This is a genomic window from Xenorhabdus griffiniae (genome assembly GCF_001028135.1).
Taxonomy (GTDB): Bacteria; Pseudomonadota; Gammaproteobacteria; order Enterobacterales; family Enterobacteriaceae; genus Xenorhabdus; species Xenorhabdus bakwenae.
Map to the genome: position 1 here is coordinate 42313 of NZ_LDNM01000015.1, position 18567 is coordinate 60879.

An 18567-nucleotide genomic window follows, 5' to 3' on the forward strand; every position below is an offset into this window, starting at 1 on the left:
TTCAGAAGCACAAATAAAGTGATTACCGAATGAAACTAAAAAAGCCCATTTTCATTCTGCCCGGATTATTTATTGCGATCGCGGTGATCGTATTTTTTTCTTTTATGAAGAAAATAGAGAACTTTGCTGATCAAGGGATTAATCTTAGCCAGGAGCTTATATTTACTGTGCCGGTGGGAACTGGACGCACTGGCCTGCAAGCCTTACTGACCCAGTATAAATTGATTGAAGAGAGTCAATTATTGCCATGGCTGTTTCGCTTTAAACCAGAGCTGGCAAAGTTCAAGGCTGGAACTTACCGTTTGCAAAAAGGGATGTCTTTGAAGTCTGTCCTGCAACTGTTTGCCAGTGGCAAAGAAACTCAGTTTACCATTCGCTTTGTTGAAGGCAGCCGTTTATCTGATTGGTCAAAAATATTGCAGAATGCGCCATACTTAAAGCATGAAATAGAAAATAAGACGCCGAAAGAGCTGCTTGATGCTTTAGGCATGAAAGAAGGCGAGTCACTGGAAGGTTGGTTTTATCCTGATACCTATTTGTATACAGCAGGCACGAGTGACTTGGCGTTACTTAAACGCGCCCATAACAAAATGAAAACCGTCGTCGGGCAGGAATGGGAAAACAGGGAAAAAAACCTGCCATATAAAAGTGCCTATGAAATGTTGATCATGGCCTCTATTATTGAAAAAGAGACGGCAATTGAATCTGAACGAACCAAAGTTGCCTCTGTATTCGTGAATCGTCTACGGTTAAAGATGAAACTGCAAACTGATCCAACCGTGATTTATGGATTGGGAGATAAATATACGGGTACGATTTTTCGCAGTAATCTCAACACATTTACACCATACAATACGTATATGATTGATGGGTTGCCACCAACCCCTATTGCCATGCCAGGTCTGGCTTCAACGAAGGCCGCAGCACATCCTGCTGTCACGGAATATTTATATTTTGTGGCGAATGGCGATGGGGGGCACACATTCACCACCAATCTGGTAGCACATAATAAGGCAGTAAGTCTTTATCGCCAAAGGTTAAAGCAGGATAAATGAGTAGCAAATTTATTGTAATTGAAGGGCTTGAGGGTGCTGGAAAAACAACGGCAATCCAAACAGTGGTTGAAACCTTGAAGCAGCAAGGTATTTCTGATTTGGCGCTTACCCGTGAACCTGGCGGGACGCCGTTAGCAGAAAAATTACGTGAGCTGATTAAACAAGGGGTTGAAGGAGAATCACTGACAGATAAAGCAGAACTATTAATGCTATATGCTGCCAGAGTTCAATTGGTAGAAAATATTATCAAGCCAGCTTTGGTAAAGGGAACGTGGGTCATTGGTGATCGCCATGATCTCTCATCCCAGGCTTATCAGGGGGGAGGCCGAGGCATCGATCAGCACTTGATGGCGTCACTACGCAGTGCTGCATTGGGCGATTTCTCCCCAGATTTAACCCTTTATCTTGATGTACCACCCGAAGTGGGCTTACAACGTGCGCTTGAGCGCGGTGAATTGGATCGGATTGAAAAGGAGTCCTTAGATTTTTTCCACCGCACGCGTACAAAATATCTCGAACTTATGGCGAAAGATGACAGTATCAAAAAGATTGATGCAACCCAGCCACTGGAAAAAGTGCAGGATGATATTCGTCATACCTTACTTGATTGGTTAAAGAACCTTGACTAAAAGCACAGGCAATTCAGACAAGAACTGGTATCCGTGGCTCAATCATGCATACCGTCAGTTAGTTGAATTCCACCAGCAGGGGCGTGGACATCATGCTATTTTGCTTCATGCTCATGCAGGAATGGGGGATTATGCATTATTGTATGGTTTGAGTCGCTGGTTAATGTGTCAGAATAAACAGGGCATTAAAAGCTGTGGCAAATGCCACGGCTGTCATTTGATGTTGGCGGCAACACATTCTGACTGGCATGTTCTTGCTCCTGAGAAGGGAAAAAATGTCATTGGAGTAGACGCAGTACGTCGGCTCAGTGAGAAGCTCTATGAATATTCTCAGCAAGGGGGAGCCAAAATTGCCTGGATCACATCCGCAGAATCCCTGACTGATGCTGCTTCTAACGCCTTATTGAAAACGTTGGAAGAACCGCCACAAAACACCTACTTTTTGTTGCAATGTCAAAGCCCTGTAAATTTGCTGGCAACACTACGCAGCCGCTGTTTTTACTATTTTGTGCCAGCTCCTGAAGCCTCGGCGGGGCTTTATTGGCTGCAAAAACAGCTACCAGCGATATCTTCGTTGGATGCACAAACAGCATTGAAACTTTCTCAGGGAGCGCCATTGGCTGCGGAGCAACTACTCCAAACTGAAAAATGGCAGCAGAGGAATTCACTTTGCCAGGCGATTGAACAGGCATTACATAAATGTGATACCCTGACACTTTTACCCTTACTGAATCGTGATGATGTGCAGCAATCTTTGCATTGGCTGATCAGCTTATTATCCGATGCAGTAAAATGGCGGCAGCAGGCGCAGAATTACTGTATCAACCAAGATCAGCAGGTTTTGATTCATTATCTTGCTTCTCGCCAAAGTGTGGAAACATTATTAAATACAGTTGATGACTGGGTACATTGTCGTCATCAATTATTATCGGTGGTGGGAGTCAATCGGGAATTGTTGTTAACGGAACAATTACTCAATTGGGAAAGGCAATTTTGTCCCACACAGTAACTTAGTCAGATACGAGCCTATTATGTTTTTAGTTGATTCACATTGTCATCTCGATTGCCTTGATTATGAAACGCTGCACCAAAGTGTAGATGATGTTGTGGCGAAAGCGGCCGAACGGGATGTGAAGTATATGCTGGCGGTGGCAACCACGTTGCCGGGTTTCCGGCAAATGAAGGCATTGATTGGTAAGCGGGAAAATGTCGCGTATTCCTGTGGTATCCACCCATTGAATCTGGATGAAGGTTACGATTTCGAAGAGCTTGCCCGATTGGCTGCGGATGAAGACGTCGTTGCCATGGGGGAAACCGGCCTGGATTATTATTATCAGCAAGAAAATGCTGAACGTCAGAGAACTTCATTTCGTGAACATATTCGCATTGGCCGGGTATTAAATAAGCCAGTGATTGTGCATACCCGTGACGCAAGAGACGATACATTGATGGTTTTACGGGAAGAAAAAGTCCGGGATTGTGGTGGCGTGTTGCACTGTTTCACAGAAGATAAAGAAACGGCAAGGGCGTTGTTGGATTTGGGTTTTTATATCTCTTTTTCTGGTATTGTCACTTTCCGTAATGCCGAGCAGATCCGTGAAGCAGCAAGATTTGTGCCACTGGATCGCATTCTGGTGGAAACTGATTCACCTTATCTGGCACCGGTTCCTCATCGGGGTAAGCAAAATCAGCCAGCTTATGTACGTGATGTTGCTGAATATATGGCAGTATTGAAAGGTGTCAGTGTTGAAGAATTGGCGGCGGTGACGACCAGAAATTTTTGTGAACTGTTTCATATCGATATTAAAGAAAACTAAGTCAGCTGTGTCACACGGTGTTTTAGGCCTTATAACAAACAGGAGAAGTAAAATGGCAGAAGAAACTATTTTTAGTAAAATCATCCGTCGAGAAATTCCTTCTGATATTATTTATCAGGACGATTTGGTCACGGCATTTCGTGACATTTCCCCTCAGGCACCAACCCATGTTTTGATCGTACCTAATGTATTGATCCCAACGGTTAATGATGTCACTGCCGATCATGAACTGGCCTTAGGACGTCTGTTTACCGTGGCAGCGAAAATAGCAAAAGAGGAAGGCATTGCAGAAGATGGCTATCGCCTGATCATGAACTGTAATCGCCATTCTGGGCAGGAAGTTTTCCATATCCACATGCATTTAGTCGGTGGCCGTCCATTGGGACCGCTATTAGCAAAATAATAACCTAATTTATGTATACCAATTCAACTTCAAGATGCGTGTTATATTTCCCCACTCAGCGGGGAAATATAAGGCCTTGCGTCGTTCTGCGGATTGCAACTTGAAGTTTATCGAGTATATATCGGTACAAAGTAGTGATGTAACTGGAGTAGATGAATGAAAAGAATTCTCTTTGTTATGTTATCAGCAATGTTGCTGGCGAGTTGTGTCGCTCCAGAAACACAGCCGCCTGCTCCTGTTACACCGGTGGAGCCAGAGAAAAAACCGGAGTCGTCGGTAGGACCGTCAGAAAAAGTTCCCCAGCCGCCTAAAATCCAATCTATTAATTGGGATCGCATTGTTCAGCCGTTAGTTGATCAGATGGTTAATGCTAACGGTGTGGAAGCGGGAAAATTACTGTTGGTTGATTCTGTCAAGAACAACACGAATGGCTCATTGCGAACCCTGAAAGCCACAGATGCAATTACGAATGTCATCAGTAATAAACACACTTTTCAGGTTGTACCGAAATCCCAGGTCCATTCAGCCAGACAGGCGCTGGGGTTGTCATCGGAAGATAGCCTGGGGTTGCGCAGCAAGTCCATTGGATTGGCTCGTTATTTAAATGCCGATTATGTTCTCTATTCTGTTGTCTCCAATAATCATGGTCAGCGTGACCTGGAGATGCAGTTAATGCTGGTGAAAACTGGCGAAATACTCTGGTCAGGCCGCGGTGACGTTAACTAATGGCAACGTTTTGCTCAGGGTGTTGTGTCAGTTATGGCCTGATATTCCCGCCGACTCTTGGGAAATTAGGCCATTAACGGGTCTGACACAGGGAAGTTACTCTATTGCTAATACAGCTACAAATGAAGTGCATCAGATGGTTGGACGCGGGCAAACACCGCATAGTGAAATGCTCGGCGTGGATCGTCAACGAGAAAATCAGATCTTGCGGCGATTATCTTCCACCGGTATTGCGCCTGAAGTCGTGGCTATGCACGGAACCTGGCTGTTGCTTGAGTGGCTTATTGGAACAAAAGTAAAACCCGATACACTGGGCCAGCCAATTTTACAGCAACCATTAGCTCAAACGCTTGCTATTCTTCATAACCATTCTCCATTGGGTTACCCCTTTCAATTAAAAGAACAAATTGCATTCCAGTGGCAGCAGATTGACAGAAGACGCTTGTCGCCCCGTTGGTTACGTCTGCACAAATTTTTTATGGCAAGTAGAGTACCCACCGCATTAAAAATAGCTCCGGCTCATATGGATATTCACCCTGATAATCTATTAATGACTGAAAAAGGGTTAAAATTGATTGATTGGGAATATGCTGCGGATGTCGATATCGGCTTTTCACTGGCTGTATTATTCAAGGGAAATCAGTGGAATGAGGTGAAGCAAAAGACTTTTTTAGATTATTATTGTACTCAGGCATCAGGATATTCAGATATCCACTTATTGCAGCAACACATTAAGCGATGGGAGCCGTGGGTCAGTTATATGATGTTAATGTGGTATGAAGTGCGCTGGCAGCAGACAAGAGAACAACAATTTTTATCGCTGGCATATCCCTTACGCCAGACTTTTAAATTGTCGTAATGAATCTAATAACCAATATAAAGAGAAGTGAGGAAGGCTATGGGGCCAGTAATGTTAGATGTTGTTGGCTATGAATTGGATAATGAAGAGCGCGAAATTTTACAACATCCATTAGTGGGTGGCTTAATTTTGTTTACCCGCAATTTTCATGATACAGAACAATTACGTGAATTGGTTCGCCAAATCCGCGCAGCTTCCCGCCACCGTTTGGTGGTTGCTGTTGATCAGGAAGGAGGACGGGTTCAGCGTTTTCATGAGGGATTTACGCGTTTACCTGCGGCCCAATCTTTTGCTTGTGTACATGACATGCTTATAGGCGCACATCTGGCAAAAGAGTCTGGTTGGTTAATGGCATCAGAAATGATCGCAATGGATATCGATATCAGCTTTGCGCCAGTATTGGACTTGGGACATAAATGTACAGCAATTGGTGAACGTTCATTCCATGAAGAGCTTGAACCTGCGATGGTAATGGCGGAAAAATTTATCCAAGGAATGCATTCTGCGGGCATGAAATCGACGGGGAAACATTTTCCGGGACATGGCGCCGTGACGGCAGATTCCCATAAGGAAACACCAAGGGATAACCGTCCTATGGATGCCATTAGTTGCCATGATATGGTGATTTTCCGCGATTTTATCCAACGTCATCTGCTGGATGCAATTATGCCTGCTCACGTTATTTATCCTCAGATAGATCACCGACCTGCAAGTGGTTCACCTTATTGGTTGAAAACCATACTTCGTGAGCAATTAGGATTTAACGGCGTTATTTTTTCCGATGATTTGTCGATGGAAGGTGCCGCCGTGATGGGCAGTTATGCTGAACGGGCTAAAGCCTCATTAGATGCCGGTTGTGACATGATTTTAGTGTGTAACAATCGAGAGGGTGCGGTCAGTGTGCTGGATAACCTGCCGATAATTGAATCACCTAAAGTCAAACAGTTATACCATCAAGGCAAACAATTTAGTTTGGAAGAGTTACAAAAATCTGCACGTTGGCAAAAAGCTAACCAGACGTTACAGGGTTTGTGTGAACAATTTTTGTGATTGATGTCTAATTAATCAAAAGAATTTAGTTGTGACTGTTTTTGGTATGACCAACTGACCTGCCATGATATTCTGGTGATATTTGCACTATGAAATTTGTTTAGCTTGAAGTTATTTAAGGACGTTATTCAAGGTTTTTTACTCAAAGAGACGAACTGAGCGCCTTACATAACATTATGTTGTATTTTCAGTGGGGTATTCATGACAACGCCAAAGACAAGAATTGTCATCATTGGTGGGGGCGCTGGTGGTTTAGAGCTGGCAACGCGTTTGGGACACAAATTAGGGCGTAAGAAAAAAGCCGAAATTACTTTGGTGGATCGCAATAATAGCCATTTATGGAAACCACTATTGCATGAAGTTGCAACAGGGTCTCTTGATGATGGTGTTGATGCATTGAGTTATTTAGCTCATGCAAGCAACCATTATTTTAATTTCCAGCTAGGTACACTCACGAATATCAATCGTGAAGGGAAAAAAATTACTCTGGCTGGGATCAGTAATGAAGATGGTGATTTGTTGATACCAGAACGTGAACTGGCTTACGACATTCTTGTCATGGCATTGGGCAGCCAATCTAACGATTTTGGCACGGCGGGTGTGAAGGAAAATTGTATTTTCCTTGATAACCCGCAACAGGCACACCGTTTCCACAATGAAATGTTGAACCTGTTCCTGAAATATTCTGCAAATCACCGTGCAGAAGAAAAAGTGAATATAGCGATTGTTGGTGGTGGCGCGACGGGCGTAGAGCTTTCCGCAGAACTCTATAATGCGGTTAAGCAACTTAACAGTTATGGCTTTGAAAGCCTGAATTCAGATGCCCTGAACGTGACGTTGGTTGAGGCAGGGGAGCGTATCCTGCCTGCGTTGCCGACACGCATTTCCAGTGCAGCCCATCAAGAGCTGACTAAATTGGGTGTTAAGGTATTAACCAAGACAATGGTGACCAGTGCTGATGAGCATGGGTTGAATACCAAAGAGGGTGAGCAGATCAAAGCTTCCTTGATGGTTTGGGCTGCGGGAATTAAAGCACCTGACTTTATGAAGGATATCGGTGGATTGGAAACCAACCGTATCAACCAATTGGTTGTAAAACCAACTTTGCAAACCACCCGGGATGATCATATTTTTGCCATTGGGGATTGCGCATCATGCCCGAAAAAAGAGGGGGGTTTTGTTCCGCCTCGTGCGCAGTCTGCTCACCAGATGGCAAGCCGTTGTTATGCCAATATTCTGGCACAGTTGAATGAAAAACCATTGAAAGAGTATGTTTACAAAGATCATGGTTCATTGGTTTCATTATCCAAGTTCAGTACTGTTGGTAGCCTGATGGGGAACTTGATGCGTGGTTCAATGATGGTTGAAGGCCGCATTGCCCGTGTGGTTTATATCTCTTTGTATCGTATGCATCAGGTCGCTTTACATGGATATATTAAAACAGGGTTGATGATGCTGGTTGGAGGAATTAACCGCGTTATTCGTCCACGCCTGAAGTTGCATTAATTAGCCCAAAATGGCTCATCTTGACGTAATTCATTGAGATGGGTCATTTACCTGTTCATTATATTTATTATTATACATATCATAATTATTCTTCTCTAAAGTTAACCTGGTTATTTACTATACCAAGCCAACTTCAAGATGCGTGTTATATTTCCCCGCGCCGCAGGGAAATATAAGGCTTCGCGGCGTCTTGCGGATTGCAACTTGAAGTTTATCGCGTATATAATGAATGAAACTGTATTTGAATCAAATTTAGCTCTCATTTAAATTAATTCATTATTGTTATATGCGATAATTTTTTAAAATAATGCGCCATAATTATATTGATATGTTATACAAGATAGATTTAATTGACGTAGTTATGCATACCTACCTAATAGATAATCAAATAATTTATCAGCAGATTTAATTAATCGTTATAATAAAGCCTGTTTTAGTTAGGTTACCTTGGTATCACCATTTTACTACAGTCTGTAAGATCAGGTTGTTAGGGGGTATCATCTATTTTTTGTGTTGTCTGTACTTTTTATGTGGCAACTTTTTATATGATATGAAGAGAGAATGTCACATAAATTTTTATGTACTAACTCTTAATGAAATAGGTATGGAAGCTGTTTTTTTCGTAAAGTCAATACTGAAATTATTTACCATAATACATGACTACATGGATAAGTGACTAATGATTTTACTGACTTAATGGAATAGGATTTTTCTCAATAATGAACGTAGCGCACTTTTAGTTTATTTAAAAATAGTTGCGAAATATTCTTTTAATCAAATTGTGTGGAAAACTATTAATATATCAAGGTGCTATGTGGTTAAGCTAACGATAAGACAGTATGTAATGAGTGCTATAATGACTATTATTGCTATTGCCATCATTGGTATAGCTGCAACATTCTATTTTGAATCTCCACGCCCCAGTGTTGCGCATGTATTATCTTCGGAACCTATCAAATCAACGGTTGTTTTTCGTCAATCCTATTGTCATATTGCAGTATTTCCCATTCCTGTTACAGTAAAAGGGATTACGCATAACCATTTGATTAAATATGAGTATCGTATTTTAACTCTTATTAACCACTTGAAAATTAATAGAAAATATCCTGTTTTAACCCACTCGGCGTTAAAAAACTGTATAGACATTCATTTTAAGAAACCACGTGTTGTTGCCTATGACGTAAATTATGTGATTGGTGAGCAACCAGGAAAAGTCAGGATAGAGTACAAACCCAATGACTCTATCCCTTTAAATGAGAAAGGACAATTGATCCTGAAATCGTATTCTCCACAATGAATTTCTTTGACTTCTTAGCTGAAAATAAAAAGGATTGCACTTTTTCGCGCTTAGTTCACATTAAGTTATAAGTTTGTGAACTGGGCAAAATAGTGCAACCGTGACATTACTTTTTTATCGCGATCAAGTGGCTTGATTAGGCATCACTTTTGTGTAGATCGAAATTTTCTAATAATTGCTGGATAAACGATAAACGAGTAGCCCGCTCGGTTAATTCAGTCATAAATTTCAATTTATAGGAACCATCCAATCGGTAAATATTGGGCTGCGCTTGTAACAAACTAATTAGATAATTCGGGTCGACTTTATTATTACTACCAAATTCAATAAAACCTCCTTTTTCATGGGCTTCAATGCGTTTGATACCGAGTTGTTGAGCGGTCAGACGAATAGAAGCAGAGTGCAGCAGTTGGCGTCCTGAATCGGGTAGAATACCAAATCGGTCAATGAGTTCGACTTTCAGCTCATCCAATTCGAGATTATTTTGTGCGCTGGCAATCCGCTTATAGAAAGATAAGCGGATGTTGACATCTGGAATATAGTCATCAGGTAAAAGCACAGGCATACGCAATTCTATCTCAGTCTGGTTGTTGGTGAGATCTTCAAGCGAAGGCTCCCGCCCATTTTTAAGGGCATCAACAGCACTTTCCAATAATTCCATATAGAGGGTAAAGCCGATGCTGGTCATCTGCCCACTTTGGTCTTCACCCAACAATTCGCCGGCGCCCCTAATTTCCAAATCGTGAGTAGCCAATGCAAAACCCGCCCCCAGATCTTCGAGAGATGCAATGGCTTCAAGCCGTTTTTGTGCATCGCGGGTCATGGCTTTTGGATGTGGTGTCAGCAAATAAGCATAGGCCTGATGATGGGAGCGCCCGACACGCCCACGTAATTGGTGTAATTGGGCCAGGCCAAAATGATCGGCACGTTCAATGATAATGGTATTAGCACTGGGAATATCGATCCCCGTTTCGATGATAGTGGTACATACCAGAACATTAAAACGTTGACGATGGAAATCCGTCATAACGCGTTCCAGATCACGTTCACGCATTTGCCCATGTCCCACAACAATTCTGGCTTCGGGAACCAACTCTTCCAGCCGGTTTTTTGCCTTTTCGATATTTTCAACATCATTATATAAATAGTAAACCTGCCCACCGCGCAAAATTTCACGCAGGATAGATTCACGTATCACCAGGCTATCATATTCACGGACAAAGGTTTTGACCGCCAGCCGACGGGCAGGGGGAGTGGCAATAATGGAGAGATCGCGTATGCCACTCATTGCCATATTAAGCGTACGGGGGATCGGGGTGGCGGTGAGTGTCAGGATATCAACATCTGCCCGAATCGCTTTGATACGCTCTTTATGGCGAACGCCGAAACGATGCTCCTCATCAACGATCAACAAACCGAGATCTTTCCAGCACAAATCACTTTGCAGTAGTTTATGAGTACCAATAATGATATCTACTTTACCCTCCGCTGCCATATCAATGACTTGCTGTTGCTCTTTTGCACTACGAAAGCGTGACATCACTTCAATGTGCACAGGCCAATTGGCAAAGCGATCGCGGAAGTTATCATAATGCTGCTGTGCCAATAAGGTGGTTGGCACAAGAACGGCGACTTGCTTATTATTGATGACGGACAAGAACGCGGCACGCATTGCCACTTCTGTTTTGCCAAACCCGACATCACCACATACCAGCCTATCCATAGCAATAGGTTCGCACATATCATCAAGTACGGCATTGATGGCCTGTTCTTGATCTGATGTTGTGTCAAATGGAAAACTTTGGCAGAACAGTTGGTACTGTTCGCTATCGTTGTGGAAAGCGAAACCCGGTTTGACGGCCCGTTGTGCGTAAACATCCAGGAGTTCGGCAGCAACATCACGCACCTTTTCAGCCGCTTTCTGACGCGCCTTGTTCCATGCCTCTCCGCCCAATTTATGCAAGGGAGCGCTTTCCTCAGCACCACCCGCATAGCGACTGATGAGATGAAGGGAAGAAACAGGCACATACAATTTATCTTTTCCGGCATAAGTCAGGATAAGATACTCTGCCTTAATGCCACCCGCTTCTAATGTTATCAGCCCCTGATAGCGCCCAACGCCATGTTCAAGGTGAACAACCGGTTGTCCATGCCGTAATTCAGCGAGATTACGGATCAATGTATCGGTATTAATTGTGCGCCGATTATCCTGGCGACGACGGCTGATTCGTTCGCCAAGCATGTCACTTTCACAAATCAGAGTGAGATTGTTATCTTCATCAATAAAACCTTGCTCTGCGGCACCAACCATCAAATAATAGCCAGAAGTATTGGCATCGGTTAGCTGGTCTATTTTTTTCGGTTTGATTTTGATGCGGGATAATAATTCTTGTATGGATTCCCGGCGTCCTTCACTTTCCACTGAAAACACGATCTTGTCACTGAATTGCGCCATAAAACGGCGTAATTTATCCAATGGCTCTTTTTGCTGTGCTGCAACCGATAAATCAGGCAGAGGATGATAGGCTAAGTTGGTATTTCTGGCCTTTTGGGGAAGCGGTTCATTATCAACTTCAATATGAGGCCAATTTTTCAATCCTGAGAAGAGTGTATTGACAGGCAACCAGAGCTGTTCGGGAGCGAGTAACGGACGCATAGGATCAACGTTGCGGCTTTCAAAGCGTTGTTGCGTATCTTGCCAGAAACGTTCCGCAGCACTGACCAAATTCTGGGTAATCAATAGGGTATTGTCGGGCAGATATTCAAAGATGGCCGCTAAGGGATGTTCAAAGAACAACGGCTGCCAATATTCGATGCCAGCAGGTAGCACTTTTTTACTGACTTGCTGATAAATATGTTCAGCATCACGACGGACTTCGAACTGTTCGCGCCATTGGCTGCGAAACCGCTCAATCGCATTTTGATCGGTTGGGAATTCATGGGCTGGCAATAGATTGATCTTTTCCACTTCGGCCAGTGTGCGTTGGCTATCCACATCAAAAGTGCGTAGGCTATCTATCTCATCATCAAAAAAATCAATACGATAAGGATATTCACTCCCCATAGGGAACAGATCAAACAAGGCACCACGTGTAGCAAATTCGCCATGTTCAAGTACCTGTTCAACACTGCGATAACCCGCTTGTTCCAGTTCTGCCCGCAGTTTATCACGTGAAAGTCGTTGCCCCTTGTGCATGACCAATGCATGACCTTTGAGATAATCGTGGGGGCAGACACGTTGCATCAACGTGTTGACGGGAAGGATTAATGCCCCTTTCGTCATAAAGGGGAGGTGATAAAGCGTAGACAGGCGATTGGAGATAATTTCTTGGTGAGGCGAAAAACTATCGTAGGGCAAAGTTTCCCAATCTGACATCGTATTTATTGGTGCGTCGGTGAACTGTTGAATTTCATCACGCAATCGTAGGGCATTTTGCATATCTTTGGTCACCAGTAGTATTGGCCCTGGGTGACGTTCAATGATTTCGGCGCATTCAACGGCACAGGCTGCACCTGTCAAATGGCCCAAGCAGCGGGTATCGCCGCGGCTTTCAGGAAGTTGATAACGATATTTTGCTGACATAAGCGTTTGATGTGTTCCCTAAGATTCAGTCCATTCCCAACACATTTTTAACCCAGTAGCCTTACAATAAATACGCTGGCAGGTTGAGAGAAAGTAAAAAAAACCACAGAACCGGGATACGGGTGGTTCCATAAAGTATTGCTACCCTTTATTATCCTCGAACACTTTGCTTTGGCAACAGGGGCGTAACAGATTTCATGTTTCAATCTGTCTCATTATTTATAGGATTGCGCTATATGCGCGGGCGGGCGGTCGATAAATTTGGCCGTTTTGTTTCATGGTTGTCAGCGATTGGCATTACGTTAGGCGTAGCGGCCTTGATTACAGTATTGTCAGTCATGAACGGTTTTGAGCGTTCATTAGAAAGCAGCATCCTGGGCTTTATGCCGCAGGCTATCATTACATCGGAAAAAGGCTCTATCAACCCGGTTGAACATCCGAATAGCCAGCTTGCGGGATTAAAGGGGGTTAATCGCATGACCTCTATCGTACAAGGGGATGTGGTGCTACAGAGTCTCCACAATGTGGGTGTTGGTGTCATGTTAGGCATTAATCAGGATGAATATGCGCCATTGGCAGAACATCTTGTTAATGTTGATCGAAACCAGCTCCAACCCGGACGTTATTCTGTCATTCTGGGCGAAAAATTGGCGGCCAAATTAGGGGTAAAACGGGGTGATCAAATCCGTATTATCGTGCCGAGTGCCAGCCAGTTAACACCAATGGGCAGAATTCCCAGCCAGCGTTTATTCACGGTAGCGGGTACCTTTTTCGCCAACAGTGAAGCTGATGGTACGGAAATGTTGGTTAACCAACAGGATGCGGCCAGATTGTTGCGTTATCCCATAGGTCATATTACCGGCTGGCGCTTGTTCCTCAATGAGCCATTATCAGTCGATGAGTTAAGCCAGCAAACCTTGCCAAATGGGTTGATATGGAAAGATTGGCGCGAACGCAAAGGGGAATTCTTTCAGGCGGTTCGCATGGAGAAAAATATGATGGGGTTATTACTGAGCCTGATCATTGCTGTCGCGGCTTTTAACATTATTACCTCTCTTTCTCTGTTGGTGATGGAAAAACAGGGTGAAATCGCTATCTTGCAGACGCAAGGGCTGACCCGCCGTCAGGTGATGGCCATTTTTATGATCCAGGGAGCGGGAGCCGGCATTATTGGTGCTGTATTGGGAACGGGATTGGGAATATTGCTTTCCAGTCAGTTAAATAACCTCATGCCGATTATCGGCCTGCTGGCTGAGGGCATTCAGTTGCCTGTTGCGATTGACACTACGCAAGTGATACTGATCGCCATCAGTGCCATGCTGATCTCCTTAATCTCGACGCTGTACCCTTCCTGGCGCGCGGCTGCCACCCAACCTGCTGAGGCTTTACGTTATGAGTAATCACCCTTTATTACTGTGTCACCAACTGTGCAAAAAATATCAGGAAGGAAAAATTTCGACAGAAGTATTAAAGAATGTCACTTTTTCCCTGCAACAGGGGGAAATAATGGCCATTGTCGGGAGTTCTGGCTCTGGTAAAAGTACCCTTTTGCACTTGCTTGGTGGTTTGGATTCACCTACGACTGGTGAAGTTCGGTTCAAAGGGCAATCACTCAACCAAATGTCTTCGTCTGCGCGGGCAGAATTACGTAACAGTGAAATTGGTTTTATTTATCAGTTTCACCATTTATTGCCTGATTTTACTGCACTGGAAAATGTTGCGATGCCGCTCCTGATTGGTGGGCAAAAACGCCGTGCTCAACAAAAAGCGCGGGATATGCTGGCGGCGGTTGGGTTGGAAAATCGGGCACATCACCGGCCATCTGAGCTGTCAGGGGGAGAGCGCCAACGTGTTGCCATTGCGCGGGCACTGGTAAATGAACCGTCATTAGTGTTGGCGGATGAACCAACGGGTAACCTTGACCAACAAAATGCAGACAGTGTGTTTCAGCTCCTGCAAGAATTGAACCAACAGCAAGGCACTGCGTTTCTCATTGTCACTCACGATCTGAAATTAGCCAATCAACTGGCTCGTCAGCTAGAAATGCGTGATGGGTATTTACAGGATGAATTAACCCTGACGGCGGGGGAGAGGTCATGGTAAATCTGCCTCTTGCATTATTTACCGCATTACGGTTCAGTCGTGGCCGACGTCGTTCAGGAATGGTTTCCCTGATCTCTGTCATTTCGACGCTGGGTATCATGCTGGGTGTCGCGGTGCTGATTATTGGCCTGAGTGCCATGAACGGTTTTGAACGAGAGCTGAAAAACCGGATACTTTCCGTCGTGCCTCATGGACAAATTTATGCGGTGGAGCAGCCTTTTCAGGATTGGGAAACCGCCCTTAAGAGGGTAAGAGAAACGTCAGGGATTGCCGGAGCCTCTCCCTATATTGAATTTACTGGCCTGATGGAACGCGGTGAAAAACTTCATGCTATACAGGTACGGGGCGTCTCTCTGGATACCGAGATGAATGTGAGTACTTTACCCCAGTTTGTGCGTAATGGGGCATGGAAAACATTCAGGGCAGGAAAAAATCAGGTGATTTTAGGGCAGGGAGTGGCCCATGCACTGCGCGTGAAACAAGGTGATTGGGTGACTGTCATGATCCCCAATAATGATGCAAGCCTGAAACTTTTGCAGCCTAAACGTATCCGTTTACAAGTTGCGGGTATTTTCCAGTTAAGCGGCGTGTTAGATCACAGTTTAGCCCTTGTTCCTTTGCCTGATGCCCAGCGCTATCTGGATTACGGTCATGCAATAACAGGCATTGCCATTAAAGCAGATAATGTTTTTGCCGCAGAACAGCGTGTGTGGGATGCAGGTAACGCCACGGGGAAATATGTCTATATCAGCACGTGGATAAAAGATTATGGTTATATGTACAACGATATCCAGATGGTGCGTAGCATTATGTATTTGGCAATGATTCTGGTTATTGGTGTAGCTTGCTTTAATATCATTTCAACACTGATTATGGCTGTGAAGGATAAAAGCAGCGACATCGCCATCCTACGCACGCTGGGTGCCAGGGATAGCCATATCAGGGCAATTTTTTTATGGTATGGATTACTAACAGGCATGATAGGTAGCATAACTGGTGTTGTTGTCGGGGTTTTCACATCATTAAATTTGACGACTATCATTAAAGCACTGGAAACGCTGCTTGGGCATCAACTCCTTTCAGGAGATATCTATTTTATCGATTTTCTGCCGTCAGAATTGCATCTTATGGATGTGTTTTATGTTTTGTTAACGGCATTAGTATTAAGCTTGTTGGCGAGTTGGTATCCTGCTCGTCGGGCCAGTAAACTTGATCCAGCGCGAATTTTGAGTGGACAATAGTATATCGGGGTATCAACGCGTATCTAAGCACGCTATCGTATCTCGCTGAATCGGTAAAATGGATCGGCTGAAAGAACATACTAAAAACACATTAAGGAAATAATCTATGCGGGTTCTTCATCGGCACAGTAAATTTTACCGAGTCAGGCGATTACGGCGTCAGCGGTCATATAGACAAAACTTTTACAGGGATATCCGATTGGCAAATAAAATAGAAAAACCGTATGTGGTGGTTCTGACAGGAGCCGGCATTTCTGCTGAGTCAGGCATTCAGACATTTCGCTCTTCTGATGGCCTGTGGGAAGAACATCGTGTCGAGGATGTTGCGACTCCGGAAGGTTTCCTGCGTGATCCTGATCTGGTTCAGGCCTTTTACAATGCGCGCCGAAAGCAGCTCCAGCAACCTGACATCCGGCCTAATGCGGCACATTATGCTTTGGCGGAACTCGAACGTGAGTTTGGTGACCATTTTTTATTGGTGACACAGAATATTGATGATCTGCATGAACGGGCGGGAAGCCGTCGGGTTCTGCATATGCACGGTGAATTACGGAAAGTTCGGTGTTGTCAATCAGGGCAGGTAGTTGAATGGACGACTGATCTCACTATGGAAGATCGCTGCCATTGTTGCCAGTTCCCGTCCCCATTGCGCCCTCATGTGGTGTGGTTTGGGGAAATGCCGTTGGGGATGGAACAGATTTATTCTGCTTTAGCTGATGCTGATATCTTTATTGCTATCGGAACATCGGGTCACGTTTACCCGGCTGCGGGGTTTGTGCATGAGGCTAAATTGTCCGGGGCGCACACTGTTGAGTTGAATCTTGAACCTAGCCAGGTCGAGAATTTGTTTGATGAAAAACATTACGGGCATGCCAGTAAAATAGTTACGCAATATACCCAATCCTTAATTCAGCAGATAAAGGCAGATAAAAGCTGATTTGACGCAATACCAACGCTATCCATTTTTTCCATAATAAATTCATATGAATGAGGGAGGGAGAAGATGGATAGATTATTAGCGCGTTTTTTTCAATATATTGCCTTTAATACTCAAGCAAAACCATCTGCTAAAACCATTCCCAGTAGTAACGGTCAATTGGATCTTGCCAAAGTGTTATACGAGGAGCTGATCCCGCTTGGTTTTGCTGATGTGACTCTCAATGAGAGGGGGTGTGTTATGGCCACATTGCCCGCAAATGTTGCAACACCAGTGCCTGTCATTGGTTTTATTGCCCACCTCGATACCTCACCGGATTTTTCTGGTAAGCATGTTAATCCCCAGATTGTGGAAAATTATCGTGGCGGCGATATTGCATTAGGAATGGGAGATGAGGTGTTGTCGCCGGTCGTGTTCCCTGTGTTACATAGCTTGTTGGGAAAAACATTAATTACGACGGATGGGAAGACACTGTTGGGTGCTGATGATAAAGCCGGGATCGCTGAAATCATTACCGCACTGGTGCGCTTGAAACAGGGAAATACGCCCCATGGTGATATTCGGATAGCATTTACGCCGGATGAAGAAATTGGCAGGGGGACGCACTATTTTGATATAGAGGCTTTCGGCGCAGAATGGGCCTATACCGTTGATGGAGGCGGAGTAGGAGAATTGGCATTTGAAAATTTCAATGCTGCATCAGTGGCAATCAAGATTGTGGGTAATATGGCTCATCCGGGCAGTGCCAAAGGCGTCATGGTTAACGCATTGACATTAGCCATGAGCATTCATCATGCCTTGCCTGCTCAAGAAATCCCCGAACAGACGGAAGGCTATGAAGGTTTTTATCATTTGCAGAGTATGAAAGGCACAGTCGAACGTGCCGAGATGCACTACATCATTCGGGATTTTGACCGGGTTAATTTTGAACAGCGTAAAAAAAACCTCATTGCGATTGTGGAAAATGCTGGAGAAGGATTACCCCCAGACTGTTATATTGAGCTGGCGATAGATGATGATTATTACAACATGCATAGCGAGATGCTTAAATATCCCCATGTTATTGCCATTGCTAAACAAGCGATGCTGGATTGTCATATTGAGCCGATAATCCAGCCGATACGTGGGGGGACTGATGGTGCAGAGTTATCTTATCGAGGCCTCCCATGCCCGAATATATTCACAGGTGGCTATAATTGTCACAGCAAGCACGAATTTATTTCACTGGAGGGCATGGAGCAAGCAGTTAATGTGATTATGCGGATTGCTGAATTGACGGTAACTCACGGAAATCATGTCCCGCCTGAATAACACACCGTCATTCAGAAAATAAGGGGCAACCCATCTTGCCCCTTAGTTCG

At 44.2% G+C, this 18567-nt stretch carries 16 protein-coding genes; 15 read left to right on the forward strand and 1 reads right to left on the reverse strand.

Annotation, left to right across the window (positions count from 1 at the left end; translation table 11 throughout):
* Positions 1 to 29: 29 nt before the first annotated feature.
* From mltG to umoD, 10 genes are all read left to right on the forward strand, one after another.
* Positions 30 to 1055 carry an endolytic transglycosylase MltG gene (gene mltG / locus AAY47_RS04740; RefSeq protein WP_047767378.1) on the forward strand — a complete coding sequence of 342 codons (1026 nt, stop codon included), beginning with the start codon at positions 30 to 32 and terminating at the stop codon, positions 1053 to 1055.
* Positions 1052 to 1684, forward strand: coding sequence for a dTMP kinase (gene tmk / locus AAY47_RS04745; RefSeq protein WP_047767380.1), 633 nt, complete (start codon positions 1052 to 1054; stop codon positions 1682 to 1684). The genes mltG and tmk overlap by 4 nt, the downstream gene beginning before the upstream one ends.
* Positions 1677 to 2693, forward strand: coding sequence for a DNA polymerase III subunit delta' (gene holB / locus AAY47_RS04750; RefSeq protein WP_047767382.1), 1017 nt, complete (start codon positions 1677 to 1679; stop codon positions 2691 to 2693). Before tmk ends, holB begins: the two co-directional genes overlap by 8 nt.
* Before the next feature lie 22 nt (positions 2694 to 2715).
* On the forward strand, positions 2716 to 3501 hold the full coding sequence (locus AAY47_RS04755; RefSeq protein WP_047767384.1) for a metal-dependent hydrolase: 786 nt from the start codon (positions 2716 to 2718) through the stop codon (positions 3499 to 3501).
* Between the two features lie 52 nt (positions 3502 to 3553).
* The gene (gene hinT, locus AAY47_RS04760) at positions 3554 to 3904 is read left to right on the forward strand and encodes a purine nucleoside phosphoramidase (protein WP_047767386.1); all 351 of its coding nucleotides are present in this window, start codon (positions 3554 to 3556) and stop codon (positions 3902 to 3904) included.
* 156 nt (positions 3905 to 4060) lie between these two features.
* The gene (lpoB, locus tag AAY47_RS04765; RefSeq protein ID WP_047767388.1) at positions 4061 to 4630 is read left to right on the forward strand and encodes a penicillin-binding protein activator LpoB; all 570 of its coding nucleotides are present in this window, start codon (positions 4061 to 4063) and stop codon (positions 4628 to 4630) included.
* Positions 4617 to 5489 carry a phosphotransferase gene (locus AAY47_RS04770; protein WP_047767389.1) on the forward strand — a complete coding sequence of 291 codons (873 nt, stop codon included), beginning with the start codon at positions 4617 to 4619 and terminating at the stop codon, positions 5487 to 5489. The genes lpoB and AAY47_RS04770 overlap by 14 nt, the downstream gene beginning before the upstream one ends.
* Positions 5490 to 5528: 39 nt before the next feature.
* Positions 5529 to 6539, forward strand: coding sequence for a beta-N-acetylhexosaminidase (nagZ, locus tag AAY47_RS04775; RefSeq protein ID WP_047767392.1), 1011 nt, complete (start codon positions 5529 to 5531; stop codon positions 6537 to 6539).
* Between the two features lie 201 nt (positions 6540 to 6740).
* On the forward strand, positions 6741 to 8045 hold the full coding sequence (locus AAY47_RS04780; RefSeq protein WP_047767395.1) for an NAD(P)/FAD-dependent oxidoreductase: 1305 nt from the start codon (positions 6741 to 6743) through the stop codon (positions 8043 to 8045).
* 814 nt (positions 8046 to 8859) lie between these two features.
* Positions 8860 to 9342 (forward strand): UmoD family flagellar biogenesis regulator, encoded by a 483-nt coding sequence (gene umoD / locus AAY47_RS04785; RefSeq protein ID WP_047767397.1) that lies wholly within the window; start codon positions 8860 to 8862, stop codon positions 9340 to 9342.
* A 136-nt stretch (positions 9343 to 9478) separates the two neighbouring features.
* On the opposite strand, the gene mfd is transcribed toward umoD, so the two are convergent.
* On the reverse strand, positions 9479 to 12925 hold the full coding sequence (gene mfd / locus AAY47_RS04790; protein WP_047767398.1) for a transcription-repair coupling factor: 3447 nt from the start codon (positions 12923 to 12925) through the stop codon (positions 9479 to 9481).
* A 197-nt stretch (positions 12926 to 13122) separates the two neighbouring features.
* Between mfd and lolC the strand changes: the two genes are divergently transcribed.
* The 5 genes from lolC to pepT all read left to right on the forward strand — a co-directional run bounded on the left by lolC (position 13123) and on the right by pepT (position 18517).
* Complete coding sequence (lolC, locus tag AAY47_RS04795; protein WP_047767400.1) at positions 13123 to 14325, forward strand: lipoprotein-releasing ABC transporter permease subunit LolC; 1203 nt, start codon at positions 13123 to 13125, stop codon at positions 14323 to 14325.
* Positions 14318 to 15028 carry a lipoprotein-releasing ABC transporter ATP-binding protein LolD gene (gene lolD, locus AAY47_RS04800; RefSeq protein ID WP_047767402.1) on the forward strand — a complete coding sequence of 237 codons (711 nt, stop codon included), beginning with the start codon at positions 14318 to 14320 and terminating at the stop codon, positions 15026 to 15028. Before lolC ends, lolD begins: the two co-directional genes overlap by 8 nt.
* Complete coding sequence (gene lolE / locus AAY47_RS04805; protein WP_047767404.1) at positions 15022 to 16269, forward strand: lipoprotein-releasing ABC transporter permease subunit LolE; 1248 nt, start codon at positions 15022 to 15024, stop codon at positions 16267 to 16269. The genes lolD and lolE overlap by 7 nt, the downstream gene beginning before the upstream one ends.
* Before the next feature lie 106 nt (positions 16270 to 16375).
* Entirely contained in the window at positions 16376 to 17206 is an 831-nt protein-coding gene (gene cobB, locus AAY47_RS04810; protein ID WP_047767406.1) for a Sir2 family NAD+-dependent deacetylase, read from the forward strand.
* 66 nt (positions 17207 to 17272) lie between these two features.
* Positions 17273 to 18517, forward strand: a complete 1245-nt coding sequence (pepT, locus tag AAY47_RS04815) for a peptidase T (RefSeq protein ID WP_047767407.1) — start codon at positions 17273 to 17275, stop codon at positions 18515 to 18517.
* The last annotated feature ends 50 nt before the right edge of the window (positions 18518 to 18567 follow it).

Coding starts and splice junctions, on each gene's coding strand:
- mltG (WP_047767378.1), top strand. CDS start 30: ATGAAACTAAAAAAGCCCATTTTCATTCTGCCCGGATTATTTATTGCG.
- tmk (WP_047767380.1), top strand. CDS start 1,052: ATGAGTAGCAAATTTATTGTAATTGAAGGGCTTGAGGGTGCTGGAAAA.
- AAY47_RS04755 (WP_047767384.1), top strand. CDS start 2,716: ATGTTTTTAGTTGATTCACATTGTCATCTCGATTGCCTTGATTATGAA.
- hinT (WP_047767386.1), top strand. CDS start 3,554: ATGGCAGAAGAAACTATTTTTAGTAAAATCATCCGTCGAGAAATTCCT.
- lpoB (WP_047767388.1), top strand. CDS start 4,061: ATGAAAAGAATTCTCTTTGTTATGTTATCAGCAATGTTGCTGGCGAGT.
- nagZ (WP_047767392.1), top strand. CDS start 5,529: ATGGGGCCAGTAATGTTAGATGTTGTTGGCTATGAATTGGATAATGAA.
- AAY47_RS04780 (WP_047767395.1), top strand. CDS start 6,741: ATGACAACGCCAAAGACAAGAATTGTCATCATTGGTGGGGGCGCTGGT.
- mfd (WP_047767398.1), bottom strand. CDS start 12,925: ATGTCAGCAAAATATCGTTATCAACTTCCTGAAAGCCGCGGCGATACC.
- lolC (WP_047767400.1), top strand. CDS start 13,123: ATGTTTCAATCTGTCTCATTATTTATAGGATTGCGCTATATGCGCGGG.
- lolD (WP_047767402.1), top strand. CDS start 14,318: ATGAGTAATCACCCTTTATTACTGTGTCACCAACTGTGCAAAAAATAT.
- lolE (WP_047767404.1), top strand. CDS start 15,022: ATGGTAAATCTGCCTCTTGCATTATTTACCGCATTACGGTTCAGTCGT.
- cobB (WP_047767406.1), top strand. CDS start 16,376: ATGCGGGTTCTTCATCGGCACAGTAAATTTTACCGAGTCAGGCGATTA.
- pepT (WP_047767407.1), top strand. CDS start 17,273: ATGGATAGATTATTAGCGCGTTTTTTTCAATATATTGCCTTTAATACT.